The sequence below is a fragment of the Streptomyces sp. NPDC054770 genome (genome assembly GCF_053611985.1).
Genome location: NZ_JBSHBL010000044.1, coordinates 21,216 through 42,662, shown reverse-complemented (window position 1 = coordinate 42,662; position 21,447 = coordinate 21,216). Strand labels below are relative to the sequence as shown.

The 21,447-nt window shown below is 70.3% G+C and carries 17 protein-coding genes and 3 pseudogenes; 9 read left to right on the top strand and 11 right to left on the bottom strand.

All coding sequences use genetic code 11. The annotated features are described in order from the left end of the window. Positions 1–241: 241 nt before the first annotated feature. Positions 242–1,858: an eCIS core domain-containing protein gene (locus ACWGKQ_RS31930; protein ID WP_453295477.1), complete on the top strand. Its 1,617-nt coding sequence runs from the start codon at positions 242–244 to the stop codon at positions 1,856–1,858. Positions 1,859–2,127: 269 nt separating this feature from the next. On the opposite strand, the gene ACWGKQ_RS31925 is transcribed toward ACWGKQ_RS31930, so the two are convergent. Further along, positions 2,128–2,595 (bottom strand): hypothetical protein, encoded by a 468-nt coding sequence (locus ACWGKQ_RS31925; RefSeq protein ID WP_356145419.1) that lies wholly within the window; start codon positions 2,593–2,595, stop codon positions 2,128–2,130. 86 nt (positions 2,596–2,681) lie between these two features. Continuing rightward, a protein-coding gene (locus tag ACWGKQ_RS31920; RefSeq protein ID WP_453295476.1) for an IS630 family transposase occupies positions 2,682–3,745 on the bottom strand; the annotation gives its coding sequence in 2 pieces (ribosomal slippage) (positions 2,682–3,298 and positions 3,298–3,745; 1,065 coding nt in all). 349 nt (positions 3,746–4,094) lie between these two features. Here ACWGKQ_RS31920 and ACWGKQ_RS31915 point away from each other — a divergent pair. The 3 genes from ACWGKQ_RS31915 (at position 4,095) to ACWGKQ_RS31905 (ending at position 6,023) form a co-directional block, all read left to right on the top strand. Further along, entirely contained in the window at positions 4,095–4,691 is a 597-nt protein-coding gene (locus ACWGKQ_RS31915) for a hypothetical protein (protein ID WP_453295475.1), read from the top strand. Between the two features lie 149 nt (positions 4,692–4,840). Then, positions 4,841–5,296, top strand: a complete 456-nt coding sequence (locus ACWGKQ_RS31910; protein ID WP_453295474.1) for a hypothetical protein — start codon at positions 4,841–4,843, stop codon at positions 5,294–5,296. 157 nt (positions 5,297–5,453) lie between these two features. Continuing rightward, positions 5,454–6,023: a hypothetical protein gene (locus ACWGKQ_RS31905; RefSeq protein WP_453295473.1), complete on the top strand. Its 570-nt coding sequence runs from the start codon at positions 5,454–5,456 to the stop codon at positions 6,021–6,023. Positions 6,024–6,290: 267 nt separating this feature from the next. Here the strand turns inward: ACWGKQ_RS31905 and ACWGKQ_RS31900 are convergent, their stop codons facing one another. Then, on the bottom strand, positions 6,291–7,298 hold the full coding sequence (locus ACWGKQ_RS31900) for a S66 peptidase family protein (protein WP_453295518.1): 1,008 nt from the start codon (positions 7,296–7,298) through the stop codon (positions 6,291–6,293). A gap of 546 nt (positions 7,299–7,844) precedes the next feature. On the opposite strand from ACWGKQ_RS31900, the gene ACWGKQ_RS31895 reads away from it, so the two are divergent. Further along, on the top strand, positions 7,845–8,333 hold the full coding sequence (locus tag ACWGKQ_RS31895) for a hypothetical protein (RefSeq protein ID WP_453295472.1): 489 nt from the start codon (positions 7,845–7,847) through the stop codon (positions 8,331–8,333). A 584-nt stretch (positions 8,334–8,917) separates the two neighbouring features. Beyond that, positions 8,918–9,148: pseudogene (locus tag ACWGKQ_RS31890) on the top strand (ATP-binding protein); the annotation flags it as partial. Between the two features lie 104 nt (positions 9,149–9,252). Here the strand turns inward: ACWGKQ_RS31890 and ACWGKQ_RS31885 are convergent. Both ACWGKQ_RS31885 and ACWGKQ_RS31880 read right to left on the bottom strand, forming a co-directional pair. After that, positions 9,253–9,657, bottom strand: a complete 405-nt coding sequence (locus ACWGKQ_RS31885) for a hypothetical protein (RefSeq protein ID WP_453295471.1) — start codon at positions 9,655–9,657, stop codon at positions 9,253–9,255. A gap of 41 nt (positions 9,658–9,698) precedes the next feature. Then, positions 9,699–10,124 carry a DUF4259 domain-containing protein gene (locus tag ACWGKQ_RS31880; protein WP_453295470.1) on the bottom strand — a complete coding sequence of 142 codons (426 nt, stop codon included), beginning with the start codon at positions 10,122–10,124 and terminating at the stop codon, positions 9,699–9,701. 229 nt (positions 10,125–10,353) lie between these two features. Here ACWGKQ_RS31880 and ACWGKQ_RS31875 point away from each other — a divergent pair. After that, positions 10,354–10,488, top strand: a pseudogene (locus ACWGKQ_RS31875) (IS5-like element ISNeu3 family transposase); the annotation flags it as partial. Positions 10,489–10,672: 184 nt separating this feature from the next. On the opposite strand, the gene ACWGKQ_RS31870 reads toward ACWGKQ_RS31875, so the two are convergent. The 3 genes and pseudogenes from ACWGKQ_RS31870 to pdxR form a co-directional block, all read right to left on the bottom strand. Continuing rightward, a complete protein-coding gene (locus ACWGKQ_RS31870) occupies positions 10,673–11,335 on the bottom strand; it encodes a class I SAM-dependent methyltransferase (protein WP_453295469.1) in 663 nt (220 codons plus the stop codon). A 471-nt stretch (positions 11,336–11,806) separates the two neighbouring features. Continuing rightward, positions 11,807–12,587 (bottom strand): annotated as a pseudogene (locus tag ACWGKQ_RS31865) (IS5 family transposase). Positions 12,588–12,979: 392 nt separating this feature from the next. Continuing rightward, on the bottom strand, positions 12,980–14,431 hold the full coding sequence (gene pdxR, locus ACWGKQ_RS31860; protein WP_453295468.1) for a MocR-like pyridoxine biosynthesis transcription factor PdxR: 1,452 nt from the start codon (positions 14,429–14,431) through the stop codon (positions 12,980–12,982). Positions 14,432–14,547: 116 nt separating this feature from the next. Between pdxR and ACWGKQ_RS31855 the strand changes: the two genes are divergently transcribed. Next, entirely contained in the window at positions 14,548–15,141 is a 594-nt protein-coding gene (locus ACWGKQ_RS31855; protein WP_453295467.1) for a TIGR03086 family metal-binding protein, read from the top strand. A gap of 1,334 nt (positions 15,142–16,475) precedes the next feature. Here the strand turns inward: ACWGKQ_RS31855 and ACWGKQ_RS31850 are convergent. Next, positions 16,476–17,465 (bottom strand): pyridoxal-phosphate dependent enzyme, encoded by a 990-nt coding sequence (locus tag ACWGKQ_RS31850; protein WP_453295466.1) that lies wholly within the window; start codon positions 17,463–17,465, stop codon positions 16,476–16,478. 314 nt (positions 17,466–17,779) lie between these two features. Here ACWGKQ_RS31850 and ACWGKQ_RS31845 point away from each other — a divergent pair, with 314 nt between their 5' ends. Continuing rightward, a complete protein-coding gene (locus tag ACWGKQ_RS31845; protein WP_453295465.1) occupies positions 17,780–18,955 on the top strand; it encodes a cytochrome P450 in 1,176 nt (391 codons plus the stop codon). Positions 18,956–19,534: 579 nt separating this feature from the next. On the opposite strand, the gene ACWGKQ_RS31840 is transcribed toward ACWGKQ_RS31845, so the two are convergent. Next, positions 19,535–20,869, bottom strand: a complete 1,335-nt coding sequence (locus tag ACWGKQ_RS31840; protein WP_453295464.1) for an NAD-dependent succinate-semialdehyde dehydrogenase — start codon at positions 20,867–20,869, stop codon at positions 19,535–19,537. 134 nt (positions 20,870–21,003) lie between these two features. Next, complete coding sequence (locus tag ACWGKQ_RS31835) at positions 21,004–21,402, bottom strand: hypothetical protein (RefSeq protein ID WP_453295463.1); 399 nt, start codon at positions 21,400–21,402, stop codon at positions 21,004–21,006. Positions 21,403–21,447 lie beyond the last annotated feature (45 nt).

Below are 21,447 nucleotides of genomic sequence, written 5' to 3'. Positions count from 1 at the left end.
ACCGGGACCGCAAATGCGGGCAGGAGCACTTGCCCGAAAGCGCGGTCGTGTTGGCCGTCAGGACGGGACCTGGTGCGTCAGGAGTGCCCCTGCGGCTCTTCAGTCACAGCGGTGGTCCCGGGTAGAACGACAAGAGGCGAGAGGACGGTACATGCAGTCATACGCACGCTCAGACACGGGGCCCGAACGCGACGGGGAATCGGGCTCTTCTCTCCGTCCGGCCACCTTGCGTCCGACCGCGGTGGACCGACTGGCGTACCTCCAGGCGACGGCGGGCAATGCGGCGCTCGCCCGCGCCGTCCAGCGCGACCGGCACCAGCACACGGCCGGCTGCGGGCACGGCGCGGAGGAGGACGTCGTCCAGCGGGACACGGTCGCCGACGCCCTGCGCTCGCCGGGCCGTCCGCTGGACCCACGCATCCAGAAGCACGCGGAGCGTGGGCTCGGCATCGACCTCGGCCATGTCCGGGTGCACTCCGACGCGGTGGCCCAGCGCTCGGCGGTGCAGCTCAGCGCCCGCGCCTATACCACCGGCAGTGACATCATCGTCGGTCCGCAGGGTGCGGACGACGAGACGATGTACCACGAGCTCACCCACGTCAAGCAGCAGGCGGCCGGTCCGGTGGCGGGCAGCGACGACGGGTCCGGGGCACGGGTCTCCCACCCCGACGACCCCTTCGAGCGTGAGGCCGGCGAGAGCGGCCGCCAACTCGCCCGGGGCGCCGGCCCCGACCTCGCGACACCGGCGACGGACCGCGCGGATGCCATGTCGGACTCCGCTCCCGTACAGGCGAGTGCGGCTTCCGTGCAGCGGTATGTCGAGATCAGTCCGGGCGACGGCGGCTACCCGACCAAGCAGCCCGACAACTGGGACTTCGCCCGGCAGACGAAGAACGACCAGGGCAGCTGGTTCGACGAGCACGACCCGCCCACCCCGCACTACGTGTACGAGGGCGCGGTCCCGCTGCGGGTGTCCGACGACTTCACGCTCGCCGTTCCGTACGCCGAGGCGAAGGCCGAGCCGAAGACCTTCTTCGCCACGGACGCGAAGATCTCCGCCGCCAACAAGGATCTGCCGGGCAGATCGAAGGGCAGGGGCATATCGCTGACCAAGACCGGCCGTTCGCTGAAGTTCGACGGCGGCGGCCGCAAGGTGCAGCTCTTCGAGGTGCAGCCGAAGGCGCGGTTGCAGAAGAACGGTCCGAAGACCAAGGGCCTGGAGGTCCGGGTACCACAACGCTGCAACGACATGGCCACGTTCGTGACCGGGCAGTCCGCGCTGGAGAACAGGGGCACCAACAAGTACTGGGTCACCCTGGGCAAGGCGCTGGACGTGCTCACCCCCGGCCAGAACTACGCGGCCGACATGGAGAACGCCCTGGAGAACGAAGACGTCGAGACCTACAAACGGCTGACGTCGTCGATGCCTCGCGCCTTCCAGGACCTGATGGCGAGCGACCCGGACCGGATGGAAGAGGCGCTGCGCCATGTGGAGATCAACCAGCACGCGCCGATCCCGAAGGCCGGCGGCGTCATGATGGTGATGGGGCAGGGCGACGAGGCGCAGGAGGAAGAGGCCAGGAAGGCCAACCGGGCGGCGCGCGAGGCGGGCACCGAGGATCCGCACTACGCCTACCACTTCGCCGGTGTGGTGGCGAAAAGCGGCAGCGACTACGTCACGATGGAGAACTACGCCCGCGAGCAGCCGCAGGGCAAGTCCACGCACAGCGGCGGCGACCCCCTCTGGTACTTCCGGATGTACGGCAAGCCGAACCCGCAGTCCTGGCACAAGACCTGGGCCACGGAGGGCGCGACCGGACTGGTGGGTGCGAAACTGTCGATCACGTTGAACGGCTGAGGGCTTGGCTCAGGCCCCGCGGTGGGCGGGTCATGCGGGGCTCGATCGATGACCACGCGGTCGTCGTCGGTCTCTCGCCGCGGCACCGACGGCCCGCCCTCTGCACTCATCTCACGGTGACCGCCGAGGCCGCCGCGACGGCCGCCCCACTCGTCGTCGGCATGTCACCTTCCCGAGCTCTTGTCCGGTGCGGACTACGACGCCACGAAAGCCGCGGGCATCGACTACTGAACTTGAACTCGTGATGTCGCCTCGCGGGCTGAGGTGTGTCAGATGTGGGCCCTGATTTGCTGCACTGGATGTCCGAGTGCGTCCCCGATGGCGTTCAGTTCCTCGTCGCTGAACCAGGCGCGCTCGGGGTTCCAGATGGCGATCTCGAATCGAGCGAAGCCACAGGGCCAGTCGTAGTCCAGTGCGTCCAGCGAGGTCGCGGTGCCGCAGCAGGGGACCACCACGGCGAGGGTTGCGAAGCCGTCGTCGCAGTGGGCTTCGAGTAGGTCGCCCCACCACTCGGTGTCGATCGACGCGCCGCAGTGGGGACAACCGATCTTCTGCAGATTCTGACCACAGTCGACAACGGTGAGTGTGTCGTGCCAGGTGACGTCGATCTCGACGTCGACGCCGCCGGGGAGCCCGGGGGCCAGGTCCTCCACGATCGACGCAGTACGGTCAGCCGCGGCCTGCTCGGGCTGCCAGTGCGGGTCGGTCGGAATGACAGAGAGGACGTCGTCGCTCATGGGCTCACTCGATTCGTCGGGCGGGAACCTCATCCAGGCGACGCGATGCTACTGATCACGCGTGCGGGTGGCAGGTTCCCAGCTGGTCACGCGTCGAGGGCCAGACCGGTGCCGGTGAGACAGCCGTCGAGCAGCTGGGGCCGATACTGCAGCATCTTGAGCTTGCGTTTCACGGTCCGGGTGATCTGCTCCAGGTCGGCGGCGCCGAGGTTGCCGAGGTCGTGCTTGACCAAGGACCGCACGCCGTCCTGCGGGTTCAGGTCCGGGGCGTAGGCAGGTAGCTGGAACACCGTGAGCCAGTCGGTGTTCGCCGCGAAGAACTCGCGTAAGTCTGCGGTCAGGTGAATGCGGACGTTGTCCCAGACCAGCACGATCGGACCACCCAGCTGGATCCGGGCGCGGACCAGCAGGTCACGAAAGTCTCGCGAGCCGAAGCCCTTGGGCTGGTTCTTGCGTCCGCGGTATTCGCGGACTGCGTAGATCAGCCGCGACCGCTTACCCGCCTTGTAGCAAGTCATGCCCACCATGGACACCCGGCCCGAGCCTCGGCCTCTGACGCGCACCACCGGGGTCTGGCCGATTCGGCCCCAGGTCCTGGCGTGCGGCGGCGTCAGCGACTGGCCGGCCTCGTCTTCGAAGACGATCCAGCCGTTGCATGCCGGCGCGGTGCTCTTACCCGCGGCCAGACCTGTTTCTTCCGCAGCTCCACCTCGTCATCGTCACGCTCGATCGCGCGGCGAGCGGGCTGCTGCCACGACCAGCTGTGACGCTTGAGCAGTCGCCACGTGCCCTCCACCGTGTACGAGATACGGAAGATCCGACCGATCAGTTTCTTGACCCGCGCCAGGGTCCATCGCTGGTCAGCCCAGCCGTGTGCGAGCGGTCCGCGCTCCAACTCCCGCTCCAACCTGGCGACCTGGGCAGCACCGAGCCTCGGCCTACCGGGCGACCCCTTCGAGGCGACGCCAGCCACCCCACCCTCACGCCACTGCCGCCGCCACCGTTCCACCGATCTTTCTGACACCCGCAGAGTGGCGGCGATGGCCTTGTTCCTGTCCCCTGCTTCGAACCGAGCCACAGCATCCAGCCGCACTCGCTCCCGGGCTTCCCTCTCGGTGTCGGTCAAGCCGCCACCCTGCGCGTACCTCACATCCCAGGGCTACCGGTACCGACACCCAGCTGTCAGGCGAACGGCACCGACATCACTCAATCAAGTTCAATAGCTGATTTGTTCCGGTGGGTCAAGTCACGATCTGTCGGAGCGTGACTCTGTGGTGTCGGCGGGGCTTACTTGAAGTGCGGGCCTTGCCGGATGGGAAATCCGGAGTGTGAGTGAGGTAGTCCGGTGGGACGGGAATCCCGGTGAGGGTTTTCTTTTTCTGCTGGAACCGCAGGCTGTCCTGGCCGGATGGTCCGGTGTGAATGGTTCACTGATTATCGTCCGGAATCGGTTTTCCGGGGCAGGTAGAGAAATCCCATGTATCGACAGGAGAGAGTCCATGACCCGTATTTTTCGCTTCAGCAGTGGTGTCCGTTCCGGTCGGCGGGGCTTCGGCCTCGCGGCGCTTGCGGCCTCGGCCGTGGTGGTCACCGGGGGTGTTGTTCTTCCGGTGTCTGCCGCGGTGGCCGCCCCGATGCCCGCGGCGCATGCCGTGAGCTTCGTCCAGGGTGGCGGGGCCGGTGGTGACGGGGGTGCCGGTGGCGGCGGCCTGATCGGTGGCGGTGGGGGCTCGGGCGGCTCCGGCGGCGGCAGCGTGCTGGGTACCGGCGGTGACGGTGGCAGGGGCGGCAACGGAGGCGACGGCATCCTGTCCGGCGGTGGGGGCGGCGGTGGCGGCGGTGGCGGTGACGGTGTCGTCGGCGGCAACGGCGGCTCGGGCGGCAATGGCGGCGGCGGCCTGTTCGGCGGCAGCGCAGGCTCCGGCGGCTCCGGCGGCGACGGCATTGTCAAGGGCGGCAACGGAGGCAGGGGCGGCAACGGCGGCTTCGGTGTCTTCCAGGGCGGCAGCGGCGGCAAGGGCGGCGCAGGCGGGCTCGGCGTCCTCTTCGGTGGCTTGGGCGGTGCCGGCGGCTCCGGCGGCGGCAGCATCTTCTGACCGTCTCGCCCTGGTGGGGCGGAGGCCCGCGCGGCCTCCGTCCCACCCCCCCGGCCCCCCGAGGGCGTCATTGACCAGTGCGCGGTGCCGGACGGTCGGCGCAGCGCCCGCGGAACCACCACCTCGATCAAGGAATACGGAGAATCCCCATGTCCAGAACTCGCTGGCAGCGTCCGCTCGTCCTGGCGGTGGCTTCGCTGGCCCTGGCGGCGGGCACTGCGTGTGCCGCCCAGGCGGCGCCGGGCGTCACGACAGGCATCAGTCAGACGGCTCCGGCTGCCTCGTCCCACTGCGGTCAGGGCGGCGAGGGCGGCCGGGGTGGGGAAGGCGGGCAGGGCGGTGCACCCGGCCGACCGGGAGAGCCCGGAAAACCGGGAAAGCCTGGTTGCTTCGCGTTCGGTGACCTGCCCGACAAGCCCGGGTCGGACCTGACGGGCATGGACAGGATACGGATCGTGCTGACCGTGGAGTCCGGACAGGCGAAGAAGGCCGACGTCGTCAAGAAGTACAAGATCTCCGGGAAGGAGTTCGACACCTGGAGCAAGCAGTTCCACGACGGGGACTGGACCGCTCTGCTGGGTCTGAATTCCCTCATCGGATCCTGAGGAAATTTCCCCGATATCCCGGCCCGCTCCGGTGCGGGCCGGGATATTCCTGTCAAGCCCCGAGTTCGCGGGTCGTGACGGCACGGCCCATGACCGGGTTTATTGGATGCAGCGGGAATTGCGGTACGGAAAACAGTTCTTTGGAAAGGGGAATGCCATGGGTACGCGTTCTTGGAAGGTCCGTCTCGGTCTCACGGTCTCGGCCGCGCTCACCGTCGGTATGGCGGCCGGCGCGCTGGCACCGGCCGCGACGGCGGCGCCGCAGGACCGTACGGCCGCAGTGGCCGCCGGGCAGTTGACCGCAGGCAGCGCCCGGCCGGGCGGCGGAAGCCTGTCCGGTGGCAGCGGGTTCGGCGCTGTCGAGGCGGGCGGGGGCAGTGTGCGGATCGGTGACCGGGTGTGTGCGGGCAACTGCAACGGGACCGTCAACGGAAGCAACGGCAGCCAGGGCGGGATCTGCGCCGGACTGTGCAACGGCAGCGGGGGCGGCGGCACCGGCGTGCCCGGTGCGCCCGGTCGTGAAGGCGGTACCGGCGGCGCGGGCGGGATCTGCGCCGGGATCTGCGGTCACAGTGCGGGCGGCGGTACCGGTGGCACGGGCGGGACTGCGGTGGGTACCGGGGACGGCGGCCGGGGCGGCACGGGCGGCACCGGCGGGATCTGCCTGGGGCTCGGCTGTGAGAGCGGTGGCATGGGCGGCGCGGGCGGCACCGGCGGCAAGGGCTGACGGACCATGCCCGGACAGACGAGAAGGGCTGCGACCCGCTGTCGGTTCCTCTGCCGGGCGCGCCACTCTTCGAAGGGCAGAAGGGGGGCGCGGCGACAGGCTGCCGTCAGGGCCCTGTGCCCTGTGGACCCGGTGCTTGTTGGCCACGCGCCTCGAAGCGGCCCCGTCGGTGGGCAGGAGGAGCTTGCTGCTCATCTGTGCCGGTGGTGTCATGGGCAGTCCTGGCCGGCCTTCCGCCGAGGCTGCCGGCGCACATGGATGTGTCGCTCAGCCGCTTGCTCCGGTCGCCGCGGGCGGACACACGGCCGGTTCGAGCAGCGACAACGTTCGCTGCTGCGCGTCGAGGGCGGCGCGGATGCCGACCGGCATCGGCAGGTTCGGGCCGGCGTGTCCGAACTCGACGTTGCCCAGGACCGGGATGTCACGGTCGCCCAGGACGTCGAGGACGATCTCGGCCAGGGACGGGGACGCATCGGGTGAGTCGAGTCCGTCGATCGCGTGCGGGATGCCCACGACCATGCCGCAGATCCGGTCGAGGATGCCGGAGTGCCGCAGTACCTGCAGGTAGCTCCATACATACGGCGCCTGGCCGCCGGTCTCCTCCCAGAACAGCACCGCGCCGTCGAACCATTCGAGCGGCAGCGCGTAGCGCGTCGCCTGTGCCAGCACGATGCGATTGATCACCCCGCCGATCAGCCGGCCCTCGGCGCGGCCGGCACGCCAGCACTCCCACGCCGTGCCGGCCGGCAGGGAACCGATCGCCTCGCCGCCGGTGAGCAGCGTCGAGTAGAGCCTTTCGAGTTCCGCTCTGCGCGCTGCGGGTACGGCCTGCCAGTGCCCGCCGAGCCCTGGGGTGGCCAGGTCCGCATGGAAGCCGACCAGTCCCGTGCGCGCGTAGAGCACGAGATGCAGCAGCGAGATGTCGCTGTAGCCGAGGATCGGCTTGGGATCGGCAGCGATCGCCTCGATGTCGATCAGATCGAGGTAGCCGAGTGCCGTCTGACCGCCGTCGTGCGCGATGATCGCGCGCACCTCGGGATCACGCAGCAGCGCATTGAACTCCGCGGCGATCTCCGCGGGTGCGGCCGCGCTCCACCAACGGCCCCGCCCAGCTTCGAGCAGCGGTGCCCGGCGCACGCGGAACCCCATCCGCTCGAGCACGGCCACCGCCTGCTCGAGGTCGGGCTCGTACACGGCATGGAGCGGCCCGGACAGCGATGCGACAACGACGAGATCTCCGGGCCTCAGAGCACGGGGCCGAAGCAGCTCGGGCAGCGCGGTATCGGGCACCGAGGCAGTATCCCGGCCCCCTTCGGCACCACGCGACACATTTACCGGGCGGCAGGCGGTCCCTGCCCGCACACCCGGGCCGCTCCCCGCCCCTGAGCCGCCACGGCGATCCTCGGTGAAGTCCCCGTGCTCAGGGATATCCGGGCCGGTCCTCTCGCACGGGCGCCGTCCGCACCCAACGGTGCCTCGTGCGGCGTGCTGCATCGGCCAGGGCCAAGTCGCGGACAGTGGGCAGCGGGCAGCGGGCGGACGCTCGGCGCGCACGGGGTCGCACCCGCGCACCGGCCCTTGGCACCCAGTCCAAAGCCCCTCGCTCGGAGACGGGACCCGCCCCGGAGCCGGTACGCCGTTCCCGCCTCTGCAGACAGCACAGCTGCGACACGTGCCGCGGCTTCGTCGGCCAGCGCTCCGGGCCGGCCCTGCACGCCTTCATGACAGCTTCGTCGTCGCTGCGCGCGGATCGGTCCTGGGCCTGCCCGTTACCGGCAAACCCGTGCCGGCCTGGTAGAAACTCTTCAGAAAGGGAGGGCCATGGGCGGCTTCAAGTGCGGATGCGGCAACGTCTTCAGCGGTTCCCGCAACCCGAGTCAGCAGTTCCGGCTCGTCCCTGACGAGCTCTTCGACCAGATCGCCTGGCCCGCCCCTGCCGATCTCGGCACCCAGGAGCGGCAGCGGGCCGTGGAAGCGTCGTTCTCGTCGCTGTACGTCTGCGGGAACTGCGGGCGCCTTCACAGGGACGGTGAGAGCGGAACGGTCATCTCGTATGTCGCAGGTGACTGTCCGCCCCGCATCTGGGCCGACTTCACCCTGCGGGACGGCATCGGCCGGGTCCTCCTCTGCCAGGACAGGAGCCTGGCTGACATCCGCCGGCAGAAGCTTCTCCTCAACCCGCCTCTGCCCGTGGTCCTTTACGACGGATCGGGTGCCGAGGCGTCGGGGGAGGCGGAGTTCGGCCTGGACGCCTGCGGCAGCTACGACGAATCGCTCTGGGCGGTCAGGCTGGACGACCGCTCCACCTGAGGATCCGGTGGCGGCGTCGCGGCCGGGGACGCAGACCCGCACCACGGCCATGGGCGGCTCCTCTTCAGCCGTTTCCCACCGACAAGGCCGCAGGCTGGGCAGGCCAAGGGCTCGTGCAGGTCGGGGCGTCGTTCCCGGCGTACGGCCAGGCATCTGAACGGTGCTGGCGCGAGAACGCCTGGCCGACGACGTGACGGAGCCTGCCCAGGCCTTTGACGCCCTGGGCGGCGTTGCGGGAGATCACCGGCAGGATCCGGCGCCCGCACAGCTCCTGGCGGTTGCGGCTGGCGTCATATCTCCCGTCGCCGAGCAAGGCGTCGGGCCGACCGGGCTTCCCGGCAGCCGGCGGAACCCTTTGGCCAGGGCCAGGGTCCGGGTGACCTCATCGACGCCGGTGGCGGTGGCGGTGACCGGGGCGGGGCCCCACGGCCGTCACACCCAATCCCCGATCCCCGATCCCCGATCCCCGATCCCCGCCTTCATCTCCGCACACAGGGGGCTCCAGACGTCCTGCCGACTCCTGTTGGGGCCTGTTGGGGCTGGGGGCGGCCGAATCGGCTTGTCCCGCGGACACGGCTCGCCGCGAATGGGCCAAGAAGGGCAAGCCGTTCTGCCTGATCGGCGATTCCGGCACCGGCAAGTCCCACCTGCTGATCGCCCTGGGCACGGGGGCTGCGATGCATGGCTTCCGCGTCCGCTACGTGCAGGCCGCCAAGCTCGTCAACGAGCTGGTCGAAGCCGCCGACGAGAAGCAGCTGTCGAGGACGAGCGCCCGCTACGGCCGTGTCGGTCTTTTACGCATTGATGTGCTCGGCGTGCATCCGAACCCGCAGCTCGGAGGTGGCCGGCCTGTCGCTGAGCCATAGGGGTTGGGGATCCCCGTCGCCTTCATCGGGTGTGATCATCCGGCCGGGAGGCATCACTGAGCGGCTCCGATCAGGCGGTCACGGAACTGCTGGAAGGCATGCCGGCCTGATGCTTGCCCCGGCGTGATCAGGTCGCCGTCTGCGCAGTCGAGGACTTTGCACTGCAGTGCTTCGGCCAGACGGAAGACGGGCGTGAGCATGTCGTCGCCGGAGCCCTGGACGTGGAGCATGATCGAATCCACTGGGTCTTCCGAGCCGATGTCGAGTTCGATCGACCACGTGGGACCGGAACGTTCGCCCCACGTGGGGTCCGAGATATCAACGCCGGGAACGGCCTGGGCGACAGCCGCGAGCACGTCGCGTCGCCGGCCCAACGGGTCCGCAGGGCAGTCGGCAGGAAGCTCGTGGATCGAGGTGATGTCGTCGGGCAGGCGGAGGAGGAGCAGGTCCCAGCTCATGGTGGCCTTTCAGGCAGGACTCAAGCAGCAGTTGCGGTGGGTCAGATCACGCCGAGCTGTTCTCCGGGAGGCCGTGGCAAAAGCACGTTCCGCAACTGGCGCATGTTCGCATGCCAGGTGCCGCCATCCGGCTCGGCCCATAGCTCCATCAGCTCGGACGGCTCGGTCATGACACGGTCGAGGGCCCGGAGGGCGAGATCGCGCAGGCCGGTGAGATCGGGAAGGGGCTCTTTCGGCCCATAAACCGGATCGGCAGGCTCACCCCCCGGACACTGCGCCGCGACGAGGGCGGCCGCGGCCACCGCTACATCTGATGCGGGCGCTTCGAGGTAGTCCGCAGTGTCGATCGCACATGTGAAAGCACTGCGAACGATGCCCTCGCGTTCGCCTGCGAGTGCCTCGTCAAGGTCGCCGCAGAAGTCCGCCGCGGTGTCGTTGTCGAAAGGGCCGGCGTCCCAAGTTCCCATAGAGTCTCCCGATCATGGCGTTGACCGGGGAATCCTGACAGAGGCCACTGACAGCGGCCGCACGGTCCGGACCAGGCTGAGCAGGAACTGCGGACCGGTGTGGTCGAACTGCTTTGGAGGGCGGGTCGCGGAAGAAGCGTGCCAGCTGTCCGGCTTCGGCAGCGAGGCCACTGCGCTGCGCGAGACACTGGGGACGGCACGTACGCGTGCACTGGGCTGGCCTGCCGGCGGAGGCGGTGCGGCAGGTGAAGGGCTCGGCCGCTCCCGTGGGGGGCTGACCACCAAGGTCCACCTCGCCTCGGACGCCAGGCGTCGTCCGTTGTCGCTGGTCATCACGCCAGGCCAGCGGGCGGACTGCACCCAGTTTTTTGGCGGTGAAGGAGAAGATCCGGGTGCCCAGAACTGGGTTGAGGCGTCCGCGTCGCACGCCTGACAGCGTGAGTGCCGACAAGGCGTACAGCAACCGCGCCACCCGCTACGACAAGCGCGGATACGTCTACCTGGGCACCGTTACCGCTGCCGCAGTCATGATCTGGCTCCGGTCGTGATCAAGACTGCCCAGCCCGGTTGCCGGCGCCCCAGAAGAACGGGCCGGCTGTCGGCGTAACTGTGATGTCCCAGCCGAGTTCGCGAAGCTGTCTTTCCAGCTCTGCCGGCTCATACGGAACTTTTACGATGCGGTAGGCCGTCCCATCAGGGGTGCGCCGCTGGATGGTGGACGATGCCGGGCCCCCGACGAGCTCCTGTGGCGTTCGGTAGTGGTCATCGACGAAGAACACCCGGCCCTGCGGCGTGAGGGCAGCGGCCACCAGAGACCAGAATGACTGGAATCGCCTGGCCGGCACGTGCGAGAGCCAGCATCCCATGAAGACGACGTCATAACGGCGGTCAGGTTCCCAGGCGAACAGGTCAGCCTCGACGAATCTCACCTGGGCACCATCAGAGACGCGGCCCGCGGCGATCGCGAGCATTTCCGGGGACGCATCGACGGCAGTGACGTCGCTGGCGTGGCGGAGCAGCTGAGGGGTCCAGGTACCGGGACCACAGGCCAGTTCCAGCACGCTGCCCGCCGGCCGGAACGCGTCGAGCGCCTCCGCCAGTTCAGCGCCACCGGGAAGATCGAGTAGCTGGTCAAGATAGTCCGGCGCAAGGGCGCTGTAGTAGGCACGCTGTTCGGCCAGGAGCCGTTCCTGAGTTGATCCGGTGTTCATAGCGCCACTGTGGGACTTGTCCCAGGGGCAAGGTCAACCCTCAGAAGGAGTGGCCAGGGTCTGTCCGGCGGATCATGGGAGGGAGCTTCGTGGGCTGCTCGTTCGATCTCCCGCTGCCTTGTGCACCAGGAGCCCCAGCCGCATGCTGACGAAGTGGCTGTGTCCGATGAAGTGCGAGCAATGTGTTTCACGTCGTTTTCCCCTGAAGAGGTGGATCTCGCACTGCGGGTCCTGAAGACATACGACGGGGAGGAAACGGACCAAGTGCATCGAGCTGTAATCGCCTTGAGCGGTGGCAACTTGTACAGACTCGCTTCCTGGGTCAACGGGGTCACGCCGCCGCTCGGTCAGCTCTTCTGGATCGCCGGCGCCATGCAGCCAGACGCTACCGAGAGGCAGGTTTCCGCCGCCAGGTGGCTCAACAGCTTCTATGACAAGAATCGCCTGGCTCCGCCTGGGGAAGCGGGCTGATCAAAGGCGGAGCCACAGGCGGATCGAGGCCGCTGTGACCGTTCCCTGGAAGACGTAGGATCGCTCGTCGCAGCGTGTGGCCAGAAGCCCGTGAGTGCTTGAGCCTGTTGATCGTGCGCTCCACCTCATTGCGGCGCCGGTACATCTCCGGGTTGATACCAGTGGGTCGACCACCGTCTCTGCCTCGACGTTGGCGGTTGGCACCCTGATCTCTCGGCTCGGGAATGGTGTGCTTGATCTGTCGCCTCCGCAGGTAGCGGCGATTCCTGCGTGAGGCTGTCGCCCCAGTGGCCGGGAGTAGTCGGCAGGGCCAACGGTCGTCGGCCGCCCTCACCAGCGAGGTGGATCTTGCTGGTGAGGCCGCCGCGGGAACGGCCGAGACCTTCGTCGGGGTGGTGCTGGCGCGGGACCGAGCGCCTCTTGGGGATTCGCGGCACCCGGCGAGGCGCCCCGGCCGCATGCTGATGAGCCCGGCAAGAGGTGGAGTCCACACTCACCATGCTCCAGTCGATGCGTTCTTGGGCATCCGCGTCGGCAAGGACGGCCCGGAGAATCCGATCCCAGGTTCCGTCTGCCGACCACCGGCGGTGCCGCTCATAGACCGTCTTCCAGCTACCGAACCGCTCCGGCAGGTCCCGCCACGGTACCTCGGTGCGACCCGGAACAAGATCCCGTTGATCACCGTACGGTGATCACTCCACCGACCGCCCCGGCGACCGGACTTCGGCAGATGTGGCACCAACCGCGCCCACTCATCGTTCGTCAGATCGCCGCGCCCCACGCCCAGAACAATGATCCCGACGCAGGGCGAGCAACATGATCCGCCGGACAGGCCCCAGGTCGTGTCCGCGAAGTGGGTTGGTAGTTGGTCGGTTCGTGGTGCGTCGTCATGAGCTGACTGATCAGGCGTGGGCGGTGATCGGGCCGTTGCCGGCTCCGTCACTGTCGCCTGTCTCCGGTTCTGGCTTTCTTGATCTTGCGGATACGGCCTAGGGCGGTTTGCGGAACACTCACGCACATGGACCCTGGCTCGGGGTCTGTTCCTGTTGGCCGGTGTTCCGTTGAGAGTGCCCTGTTCGGTTTCGTCAGGGCCGGAGAGGTCGTGCAGAGCCGGCCGTCCGGGCTCGGCTGTCCAGTACCGGGCTCGGGCCGCAGCCAGGCCTCTGCAGCTGTTCAGGGCTCTCTTGGCTCGCCGAGTGTGCGCTGGAGGCCTGGCTCGATGTCCGGGGTGCTGATCGAGCCGTAGCCGAAGACGAGGCCAGGGCGTGCAGAACGGTCTGCAGTCACCTCTGCCAGGGTGTGGACGGCCACGCCGGATGCGCGGGCCCGGCGTGTCCTTGCTGCGAGGTTACCGGGGTCGGCGAGGGGGCCCCGGGTGAACGCGGTCACGTGCAGGCCCGCGGCGGTCGGCACCGGCTCTGCCAGGTCTGCGAAGCGGTCGGTGAGCGTACCGACAACGACCTGGTGGCGGGCCGCGTATGTGTGCTGCATCCGGCGGATGTGCCGGGCGAGCAGCCCGTCGTCGACGAAACGTGCGAGCGCCGCCTGTGTGGCGACCGCCGTATGCCAGTCGGCGGCGTACTTGGCGGTGCGCAACGCCGTGCGCAGCGCAGCGGGCGCCACCAGGAATCCGACTCGTAATGAGGGCATCATCACCTTGGAGAACGACCCTACGTAGATGACATGGCCGCTCCGGTCCAGACTCTGCAGCGTCTCGACGGGCCGTCCGCCGAACCGGAACTCGCTGTCGTAGTCGTCCTCGATCACTGCCGCGCCGTGGCGCCGCGCCCACCGCAGCAGTGCTGTTCTGCGTCGCAGTGACATCGGCATGCCGAGCGGGAACTGATGGGCAGGGGTGACGTACACCGCACGGGTGTCCGGGGGGATGGCGTCCACCAGCAAGCCCTCGGCGTCCACCGCCACGCCCGTGACCACGGCACCCTGCGCCAGGAACGGCAGCCGGGCCGGCGGGTAGCCGGGCTGTTCGACAGCCACCCGGTCGCCCGGTTCCAGTAGCACCCGCCCGATGAGGTCCAGGGCCTGCTGCGTGCCGGTGGTCACCAGCAGGTCGTCCGGGCCGGCCCGCACCCCGCGGGAGAGCCCGATGTGCCGGGCGAGCGCGGCCCGCAGCCCGGCATGGCCGGCAGGATCGCCGTACCCGACGGCCCCGGCCCCTGACAGGCGCAGTTCCCGGGCGATCAGGGGACGCCAGGCGTCGTACGGGAAGAGCCGGGCGTCCGGCAGACCGACCCGGAAGTCATAGGCCGCCGCCACGGGCCCCGTGGCCTCCGGAGCGGCCCACGGGGACAGACCCGCCCACAGGGCACGGGGGCGCAGTCCTGGGCCGGTGGCGTTGGTGGCGGCCGCGGCCTCGCGCGCGGGCAGGCCCGCCGTCCGCACGTAGGTACCGGAGCCGACCCTGCTGTCGGCGTAGCCTTCGGCGACGAGCCGTTCATAGGCGACACCGACGGTGTTGCGGGCCACCGCGAGACGGCGGCTCAGCTCCCGGGTCGCTGGCAGCGGATCGCCGGGCCGCAGCAGTCCGTCGTGGATCGCGGTGCGCAGCTGGCGGTAGATCTGGCCCGACAGATCGCTCTGCCCGTCGAGCCTGACGTACACGTCCATCTCGGCCTTCCGCCGGCGGCTCGGCTGTTGCCAGCCTTCAGTACGGCAATTGGCTCAGTCATCTGACACCTTATTGGACCTGGAGCCGGACCGCTGGGTGATCCTACGCTCTGGCCATGGACATGCGGCAACTCGACCGCCAGGCACTGCTGTTGACCGGGCAGCTCGTCTCCCGGGTGAAACCCGGTCACTTGACGCGGGCGACACCGTGCGTGGACTGGACCCTGTACGGGCTGCTCCGCCATCTGGTCACCCAGAACAGGGGGTTCACCGCCTCCGCCCACGGTGCGGGTCAGCCGTGGGCCGTATGGCGAGAAGGCGACCTCGGCGACGACCCGGCCGGTGCATATGAGGCGTCGGCGGACGAGGCCACCGCGGCGTTCGCGGAAGACGACGTACTCGAGCGGCAGTTCGCACTGCCGGAAGTGGGCGAAGGCTTCGCAGTCCCCGGAAGGACAGCGATCGGCTTCCACCTGCTCGACTACGTGGTGCACGCCTGGGACATCGCGGTGACGATCGGCGCCCCATGGGAACCCGCCGCCGAACTCACCGCCGCCGCACTGCGTGTCGCCGCCCTGGTCCCGGACGAAGGCCGCGGGCCCGGTGCGCCCTTCCGCCGACGGCTCGCCGTCCCCGACGACGCCCCGCCGGCCGGCCGGCTGCTCGCCCTGCTCGGCCGTGACCCCTCCTGGACACCCGAGCCGTACTGAATCTGTTCTATACGGTGTGAACAGGTTTCGCGGTCATGCTCTCGGCCCACCCCACCCTCGTAGGGCGAGCCCGCCGTCCCCTCCGCGAGCAGCGACCGGTCACCGCCGACGCCTGGCCGGCATCGGGGTGCTCGGTCAGGCAGTCGCAGGAAATGCCCACTCAGACGGCAAAGGCCGGCGTCCGCCGAGTTCGAACGGGCTGAGGAGGGACGCCGGATTGGACTGCGGATCCGCGTCATCGGCCGGGACTTCGCCCACGGGGACTTGCTGCTTCTGCCTCTGCCCTTCACGGGGATGTGGCTCGGCCGAGGCGCTTGCCGTCATCGAGAGAGGGGACCGGACACCGCAGTCCCTCGCGTCAGGAATCAGGCCGTTCCTCCTCAGGGCAGTGCTGTCAGCCAACCGCCTCCGGGCGGGGGAACGAAGAAGTGGGACAGTGTCGGCCGGGGGCGGACGTGCGCGTCACGCGGGGTGAGGTTTCCTGCGGGGTCGGAGGCGAGGGCGGGCTGCTCGGTCCTCGGCGTACCGTCCAGTCATCGGCTGTCCCTTCGTCGGCCGATGGCGCGTTCCTGGCCGTGGATGGTGTCACGGTCTCGGAAGTCGGTGGCGAGTCGGACGTGGTGAATGACTTGTTCGGGGGCGCCGAGTTCTGCCTCGACATCTGGCGGGTCACGGAACGGCACCAGGCCTCGGTGCCGTGGTCTCGACGGTGGTATCGAGTGGGGGTATTCGCTGTGCGGGGTCGGGGTCCACAGCGCCTGAAGCTGCGGTCCACCCGCATCGTGGGGCTCGTGACGTGACGGCTGCGCGGCGCGGTGGCTTCGTCTGCGCGTCCTCTGTGCGGTCGAACTGTCCCGACCACCGAGGTCCGGCCGGGTGTGACCTGGGCTTTGCCACCGGTCCCCGCACGTTCCTCGGCCGCCTGCTGCATGGCGTCCCGGGCTCCCTTGCCTGCCGCGCGGCGTGGTCCGTCGTCGCAGACGGCGTTGCCCGGGTGCTGCTGCCCGGCGTACGGACCCGCGGCAGCACGGGCGGAGGCCGCAGGGAGCGGTAGGGCCTGCGGGATCTGCGGGCGGTCCGCCGGCTGGCGGGCGCCTGGGACGGTGCGGACCTGGGTGCGCTCGTACCGATCGAGCCTCCCGTGCGGTTCGGGTTCGGCTCGGTGCCGTGCCGACCCGCTCTCACCCGGGTCAGCACGGCGATCGAGGCGGAGTGATGCCTTCCTGTCCCGGCCGGCGTCAGGACCGGTGGCTCATCGACGCAAGGAAGATCTCCACGCTGTGAGTCCGTCATGCCGGGTCTGTTACCCGTGTGGCATGCTCCACGCTGTCCGGTCACATGACACGGGCCGCGAGAACCTCTCCGGCCTGTCGTAGTGCCTCTTGGTGGCGGAAGAGCCCGGGGAGTCCTCCGGTGTGGACGAAGACGGTGCGGTCATCCGGGCGGATGTCCCCCTCGCGTACGGCTGCGACGAGCCCGGCCATGGCCCGTCCGGTGTAGACGGGGTCCAGGACGGGTCCCTCGGTCCGGGCGGCGAGGAGGACGGCCTCCGCCACCGGTTCGGTGAGGCGGGAGTATCCGGCCCCGACCTGGTCGAGCCGCAGCCGTGGCCGCCGCGGCGCGGGGGAGGGCGTGTACAGCTCCGTCAGGAGCAGGCCGAGTGTGTGTCCCGGATCCGTCACGGCGCCGCAGTGCACGCCCAGGACGCGGTCCTCGCCCAGGGCGCGCGCCGGCCCGGCCGTCGTCCCACCGCTGCCCAGCGCGACCACGGCGGTAGCCAGGTCGGGAGCCTGCGCGAGGAGTTCACGCCCGCCGTCGACGTGGCCGAGGGCGCCGACGGGGCTCGAGCCACCGAAGGGAATGAGTGCCGGAGCCGCGTCCTGGTCGCGCAGTCCCGCGGCGGCACGGTCGAGGACGGCGGCGAGTTCGGCCCCGTCGACCGCGCCGGCCCATACGACCCTCGCGCCGAGGAGGCCGTCGAGTGCCAGATTGCCCGTGGCCGTGCCGGTGGGCCCGCCCGCGAGGACGAGTACGACGTCCATGCCGGGCCGGGCCCCGGCCGCCGCGGTGAGGCGGGCGTGGTTGCTCTGCGGCGCCCCGCTGGTGACGAGGGTGCGCGCACCCTCGGCGAGGGCTTGTCCGCAGGTCCACTCGAGCTTGCGGACCTTGTTCCCTCCGCCGCCGAGCCCGATGAGGTCGTCCCGTTTGATCCACAGGTCGTCCGGCCCGAGTCCCAGGGCCCGTGCGAGCCGAGGGGCGGGTTCGAGCGGTGTCGGCCAGGAGGCCAGGGTGACCTTGCGGTGCGCCTCGTGTAGCGGGCCCATGTGCCGACCCCTTCGTCTCCGTGCCCGGGTGCCGGTCCCGGTCCCGGTCCACCCCATGCTTTCGCGAGGACGCGCCCCGCTCATCTCCGTGGCCCTACCACCGACTCCGGCCGCCCGCTCCGGCCGCCCGCTCCCGCTCCCGCTCCCGCGCCGACGCTCGCGGCCGGGCCACCCGGCGCGGCCGGGTCCACGCGCCGGGGCCGGGTCCACGCGCCGGGGCCGGGTCCACGCGCCGGGGCCGGTGAACGGGCGGACAGGGCGCCGTGGTTACGATGCTCCGTGAACCGTTTCCCTCCTTCCGGCCGGACACGGCGATGAGTACCGCGGTCTCGTTCCCCCTCGGGGCCTCGACCACGCTCGCCGAACTCGCCCGGGATCCGCACCCGCGCCTGGCGTTGCTCCGTGCCCATGAGCCGGTGTCGTGGCTGCCCGAGCTGAACGGCTGGCTGGTCACCCGCCGTGATCTCGGGCTGGATGTGATGAGGGACTCCGCCACCTTCACCGTCGACGACCCGCGTTTCACCACCGCCCGGGTCGTGGGACCGAGCATGCTGTCCCTGGACGGCGCGGCGCACACCCGCCACCGGGAGCCTTTCGCGGCCCCCTTCCGGCCTCGAAGGGTGCACGACAGCTTCGCGGCGTTCATAGAACGGGAGACCGACCGTCTCATCACCGCACTGGAACCGGCGGGCGCCGTCGAGCTGCGCCGCGCCTTCGCCGGTCCGCTGGCGGTGGCCGTCGTCACCGACGCTCTCGGGCTGGTCGGGGCGACCACCGGCACGGTGCTTTCCTGGTACGACGCGATCGTGCGGTCGGTCTCGGACATCACCGAGGGCCTGGAGGCGGGCCCGGCGGGTTTCGCCGCGTACGCGCAGCTACGGGCCGCTGTCGAGGCAACCGTCGCCGACCCGCACGCCTCGTCGCTCCTCGTCTCCGCAGCCGGGCAGCTGGATGTGCCCGAGGTGGCCTCCAATGCGGCGGTGCTGATGTTCGGCGGCATCGAGACGACCGAAGCGATGATCACCAACGCGCTGCTCCATCTGCTGCAGAATCCCGCTCAACTCGCCTTGGTGGAGGCTGATTCCGGCCTGCTGGACGGAGCCGTCGAGGAGTCCCTGCGGCTGGAGCCCGGCGCGGCGGTGGTGGACCGCTACGCCACTCGCGACACCGTGCTCGGCCCGGCCGCCATCCGCCGCGGCGACCTGGTCAGCGTCTCTCTGACAGGCGTCAACCGTGACCCGGCCGTCTTCGCGGACCCGGACCGATTCGACGTCCGGCGCGCCGAAGCCCGCCTTCAACTGGCCTTCGCCCACGGCCCGCACCACTGCCTCGCCGCCCACCTGGCCCGCCTGGAGACCCGCATCGCTGTGCAGCGCCTGCTCGAGCGCCTCCCCGGACTCCGTCTCGACCCGCAGCGGCCCGCGGCCCCGTACGGCCTGGTCTTCCGCAAGCCGGCCGCCCTCCACGTGCTCTGGGACGTTCCGGCCTGATGACCATCGACGGCCGAAGGCCGACCGGCGTTGGGGCGGCCGGGGTGGTACTCGGGCAGGTGTCCTGGTGCACGGCGTGGCGGGCGTCCGTGACGAACGAGTGACTGCATATCCGAGTGGGCTCGCGAAAGGGTTGTGTGGTCCGCTCTGGTCGTGGCCTTCTCCGCCGGTATCTCCGCCGGTATCTCCGCCGGTATCTCCGCCGGTATCGCTGCCGGTATCGCTGCCGGTGCGGAGAGGGCTGTACCCGGGCCGGTGCCCACCTCACGGAGATGAAGACGGTCAGGGTCAAGGTGACCGTCACGGCGGATTCGGCTGGTGGAGACTTGGTGAGCTCCGACGGCGGCGGTGGCGGCTGTACCTGCTACGCCGGCTGCACCGCCGCCCGCGCTGGCGGGGTTGCTCCCGTCTGCGGGGGCGACCCCGGGGTACGGCTCGTATCTCGGCCGGGGCGGCGTCGGGTACGGCTCGTATCTCGGCCGGGACGGCGTCGGCGTCGGCGACGGTGTTGCCTGCGCATGACCGCGGCAGGCCGGCCCGGGGGAGGGGGTTAGGAGGAGGGCCTGCCACCGCAGGGGCTCAGGCCACCGTGCGGATCAGCTTCTTGTTGGTGAACTCCTCGATGCCGAGCCGGCCGAGTTCCCGGCCGAAGCCGGAGCGTTTCACCCCGCCGAAGGGCAGCTCGGCGCCCTCCGCGCCGACACCGTTCACGAAGACCATGCCGGCCTCGATGCGGTCGGCGACCCGGGCGGCCTGTTCGGGGTCGGTGGTGAAGACGTAGGAGCCGAGGCCGTAGGGGGTGTCGTTGGCGATCCGTACGGCGTCGTCCTCGTCGGCGGCGGGGAAGACCATCGCGACCGGTCCGAACAGCTCCTGGCGGGCGGCCGCGTGCTCGGTGGTCAGCCCGGTGAGCACGCCCGCCGGGAAGAACGCGCCCTGCCGTTCGCCGGAGCCGTGCAGGGTGGCGCCCTGCGCCACGGCCTCGCGGACCTGCCGGGCCAGGGTCTCGGCGGCGGCCGCCGAGGAGAGCGGCGCCCCGGTGGCGGAGTCGAGCAGCCGGGCGGTGAACCGCTCCACGAACGTGTCGTACAGGTCCGCCACGACCACGAACCGCTTGGCGGCGTTGCATGCCTGGCCGGTGTTGTCGAGGCGGGCGGCCACTGCGGAGTCGACCACGGCGTCCAGGTCGTCGGTGGACAGCACCACGAACGGGTCGGAGCCGCCGAGTTCCAGGACGATCTTCTTCAGGTGCCGTCCGGCGATCTCGGCGACGGCGGCCCCGGCCCGCTCGGAGCCGGTGAGCGAGACCCCGTGCACCCGGGGGTCGGCGATCACGTCGGCGATCTGCTCGTTGGTGGCGTACACGTTGACGTACGCGCCCGCCGGGAAGCCCGCCTCGGCGAAGAGCCGCTCCAGCAGCGCCGCCGTACCGGGACACTGCGGGGCGTGCTTGAGGACGATGGTGTTGCCGGCGGCGAGGTTGGGGGCGGCGAACCGGGCGACCTGGTAGGCCGGGAAGTTCCACGGCATGATGCCGAGCAGGACGCCCACGGGACCGCGCCGCACCACGGCGGTGCCGGCTCCGGAGGTGACGTGGAGGGGCTCGTCGGCGAGGAACTCCTCGGCGTGGTCGGCGTAGTAGTGGTAGATGTCGGCGCAGAAGCCGATCTCGCCCTCCGCCTCGGTGAGCGGTTTGCCCATCTCCCGCACGATGCTCGCGGCGAGTTCGGCGCTGTGCTCGGCGTGCAGGTCGCCCAGGCGGCGCAGCAGCGCGGCGCGTTCGGCCACGGAGCTGGTCCGGCCCCAGGTGCCGGCGGCATGGGCGGCGTCGACGGCTGCGGTGACCTCGGCGTCGGTGGCGGTCGGGTAGGTCTCGACGACCTCGCCGGTGGTGGGGTCGGTGACGGCGTACATGGTGCCTCCAAGGGGCGGGGGACGAAGGGGAAGCCGGGGGTCGGGGTTCGGGCCGGCGGACCACACCGCGACCTCACGCATGTCCGGGCCCGTCCCGGGGCCGGGAACGGCGGCCGGGGAGGGTGGGGACGACATCAGGAGGCCTTCCTTTCTTCCGTGCGGGGCGTGGGTGCCGGGCCGGCGGGCCTGGTGCGGGGCCGGAAGGGCTTGACCGGGTCGCCTTCGAGCAGGTTGGTCCCCAGGTGCGGCCGGCTCTCGCCGGGGCGGGCGACCGTGGCCGGCGACGCGACCGTCGAGGCGAGGCAGAGCCGGCCGGCCGGCCCGGCGAGGGCCCGGCCGGCCGTCGTACCCGCAGGCAGACACCTCCGGCGGCCGCGAACCGGGACGGCAGCCCCGCGTGGGCCACGGCGGCGAGCAGCTGCCCGGGGATGGCGACGGCCACCGCCCGCGGCCCGGGTCGGCACGGTCGGTCCCGGCGCCTTCCGGCAGCCGTATCCGGCGGGCTCACCGGCCTCGGTGGGGGAGTCGTTCACGTGGGTCTCCTGACGGTGCTGCGCCGACGGCCCGGCCCAAGAAGG

What these genes read in the sequence shown, in the direction of transcription:
- ACWGKQ_RS31925 (WP_356145419.1), bottom strand. Translation starts at nt 2,595, where the DNA reads ATGAGCGACGACGTCCTCTCTGTCATTCCGACCGACCCGCACTGGCAG.
- ACWGKQ_RS31915 (WP_453295475.1), top strand. Translation starts at nt 4,095, where the DNA reads ATGACCCGTATTTTTCGCTTCAGCAGTGGTGTCCGTTCCGGTCGGCGG.
- ACWGKQ_RS31910 (WP_453295474.1), top strand. Translation starts at nt 4,841, where the DNA reads ATGTCCAGAACTCGCTGGCAGCGTCCGCTCGTCCTGGCGGTGGCTTCG.
- ACWGKQ_RS31905 (WP_453295473.1), top strand. Translation starts at nt 5,454, where the DNA reads ATGGGTACGCGTTCTTGGAAGGTCCGTCTCGGTCTCACGGTCTCGGCC.
- ACWGKQ_RS31895 (WP_453295472.1), top strand. Translation starts at nt 7,845, where the DNA reads ATGGGCGGCTTCAAGTGCGGATGCGGCAACGTCTTCAGCGGTTCCCGC.
- ACWGKQ_RS31885 (WP_453295471.1), bottom strand. Translation starts at nt 9,657, where the DNA reads ATGAGCTGGGACCTGCTCCTCCTCCGCCTGCCCGACGACATCACCTCG.
- ACWGKQ_RS31880 (WP_453295470.1), bottom strand. Translation starts at nt 10,124, where the DNA reads ATGGGAACTTGGGACGCCGGCCCTTTCGACAACGACACCGCGGCGGAC.
- ACWGKQ_RS31870 (WP_453295469.1), bottom strand. Translation starts at nt 11,335, where the DNA reads ATGAACACCGGATCAACTCAGGAACGGCTCCTGGCCGAACAGCGTGCC.
- pdxR (WP_453295468.1), bottom strand. Translation starts at nt 14,431, where the DNA reads ATGGACGTGTACGTCAGGCTCGACGGGCAGAGCGATCTGTCGGGCCAG.
- ACWGKQ_RS31855 (WP_453295467.1), top strand. Translation starts at nt 14,548, where the DNA reads ATGGACATGCGGCAACTCGACCGCCAGGCACTGCTGTTGACCGGGCAG.
- ACWGKQ_RS31850 (WP_453295466.1), bottom strand. Translation starts at nt 17,465, where the DNA reads ATGGGCCCGCTACACGAGGCGCACCGCAAGGTCACCCTGGCCTCCTGG.
- ACWGKQ_RS31845 (WP_453295465.1), top strand. Translation starts at nt 17,780, where the DNA reads ATGAGTACCGCGGTCTCGTTCCCCCTCGGGGCCTCGACCACGCTCGCC.
- ACWGKQ_RS31840 (WP_453295464.1), bottom strand. Translation starts at nt 20,869, where the DNA reads ATGTACGCCGTCACCGACCCCACCACCGGCGAGGTCGTCGAGACCTAC.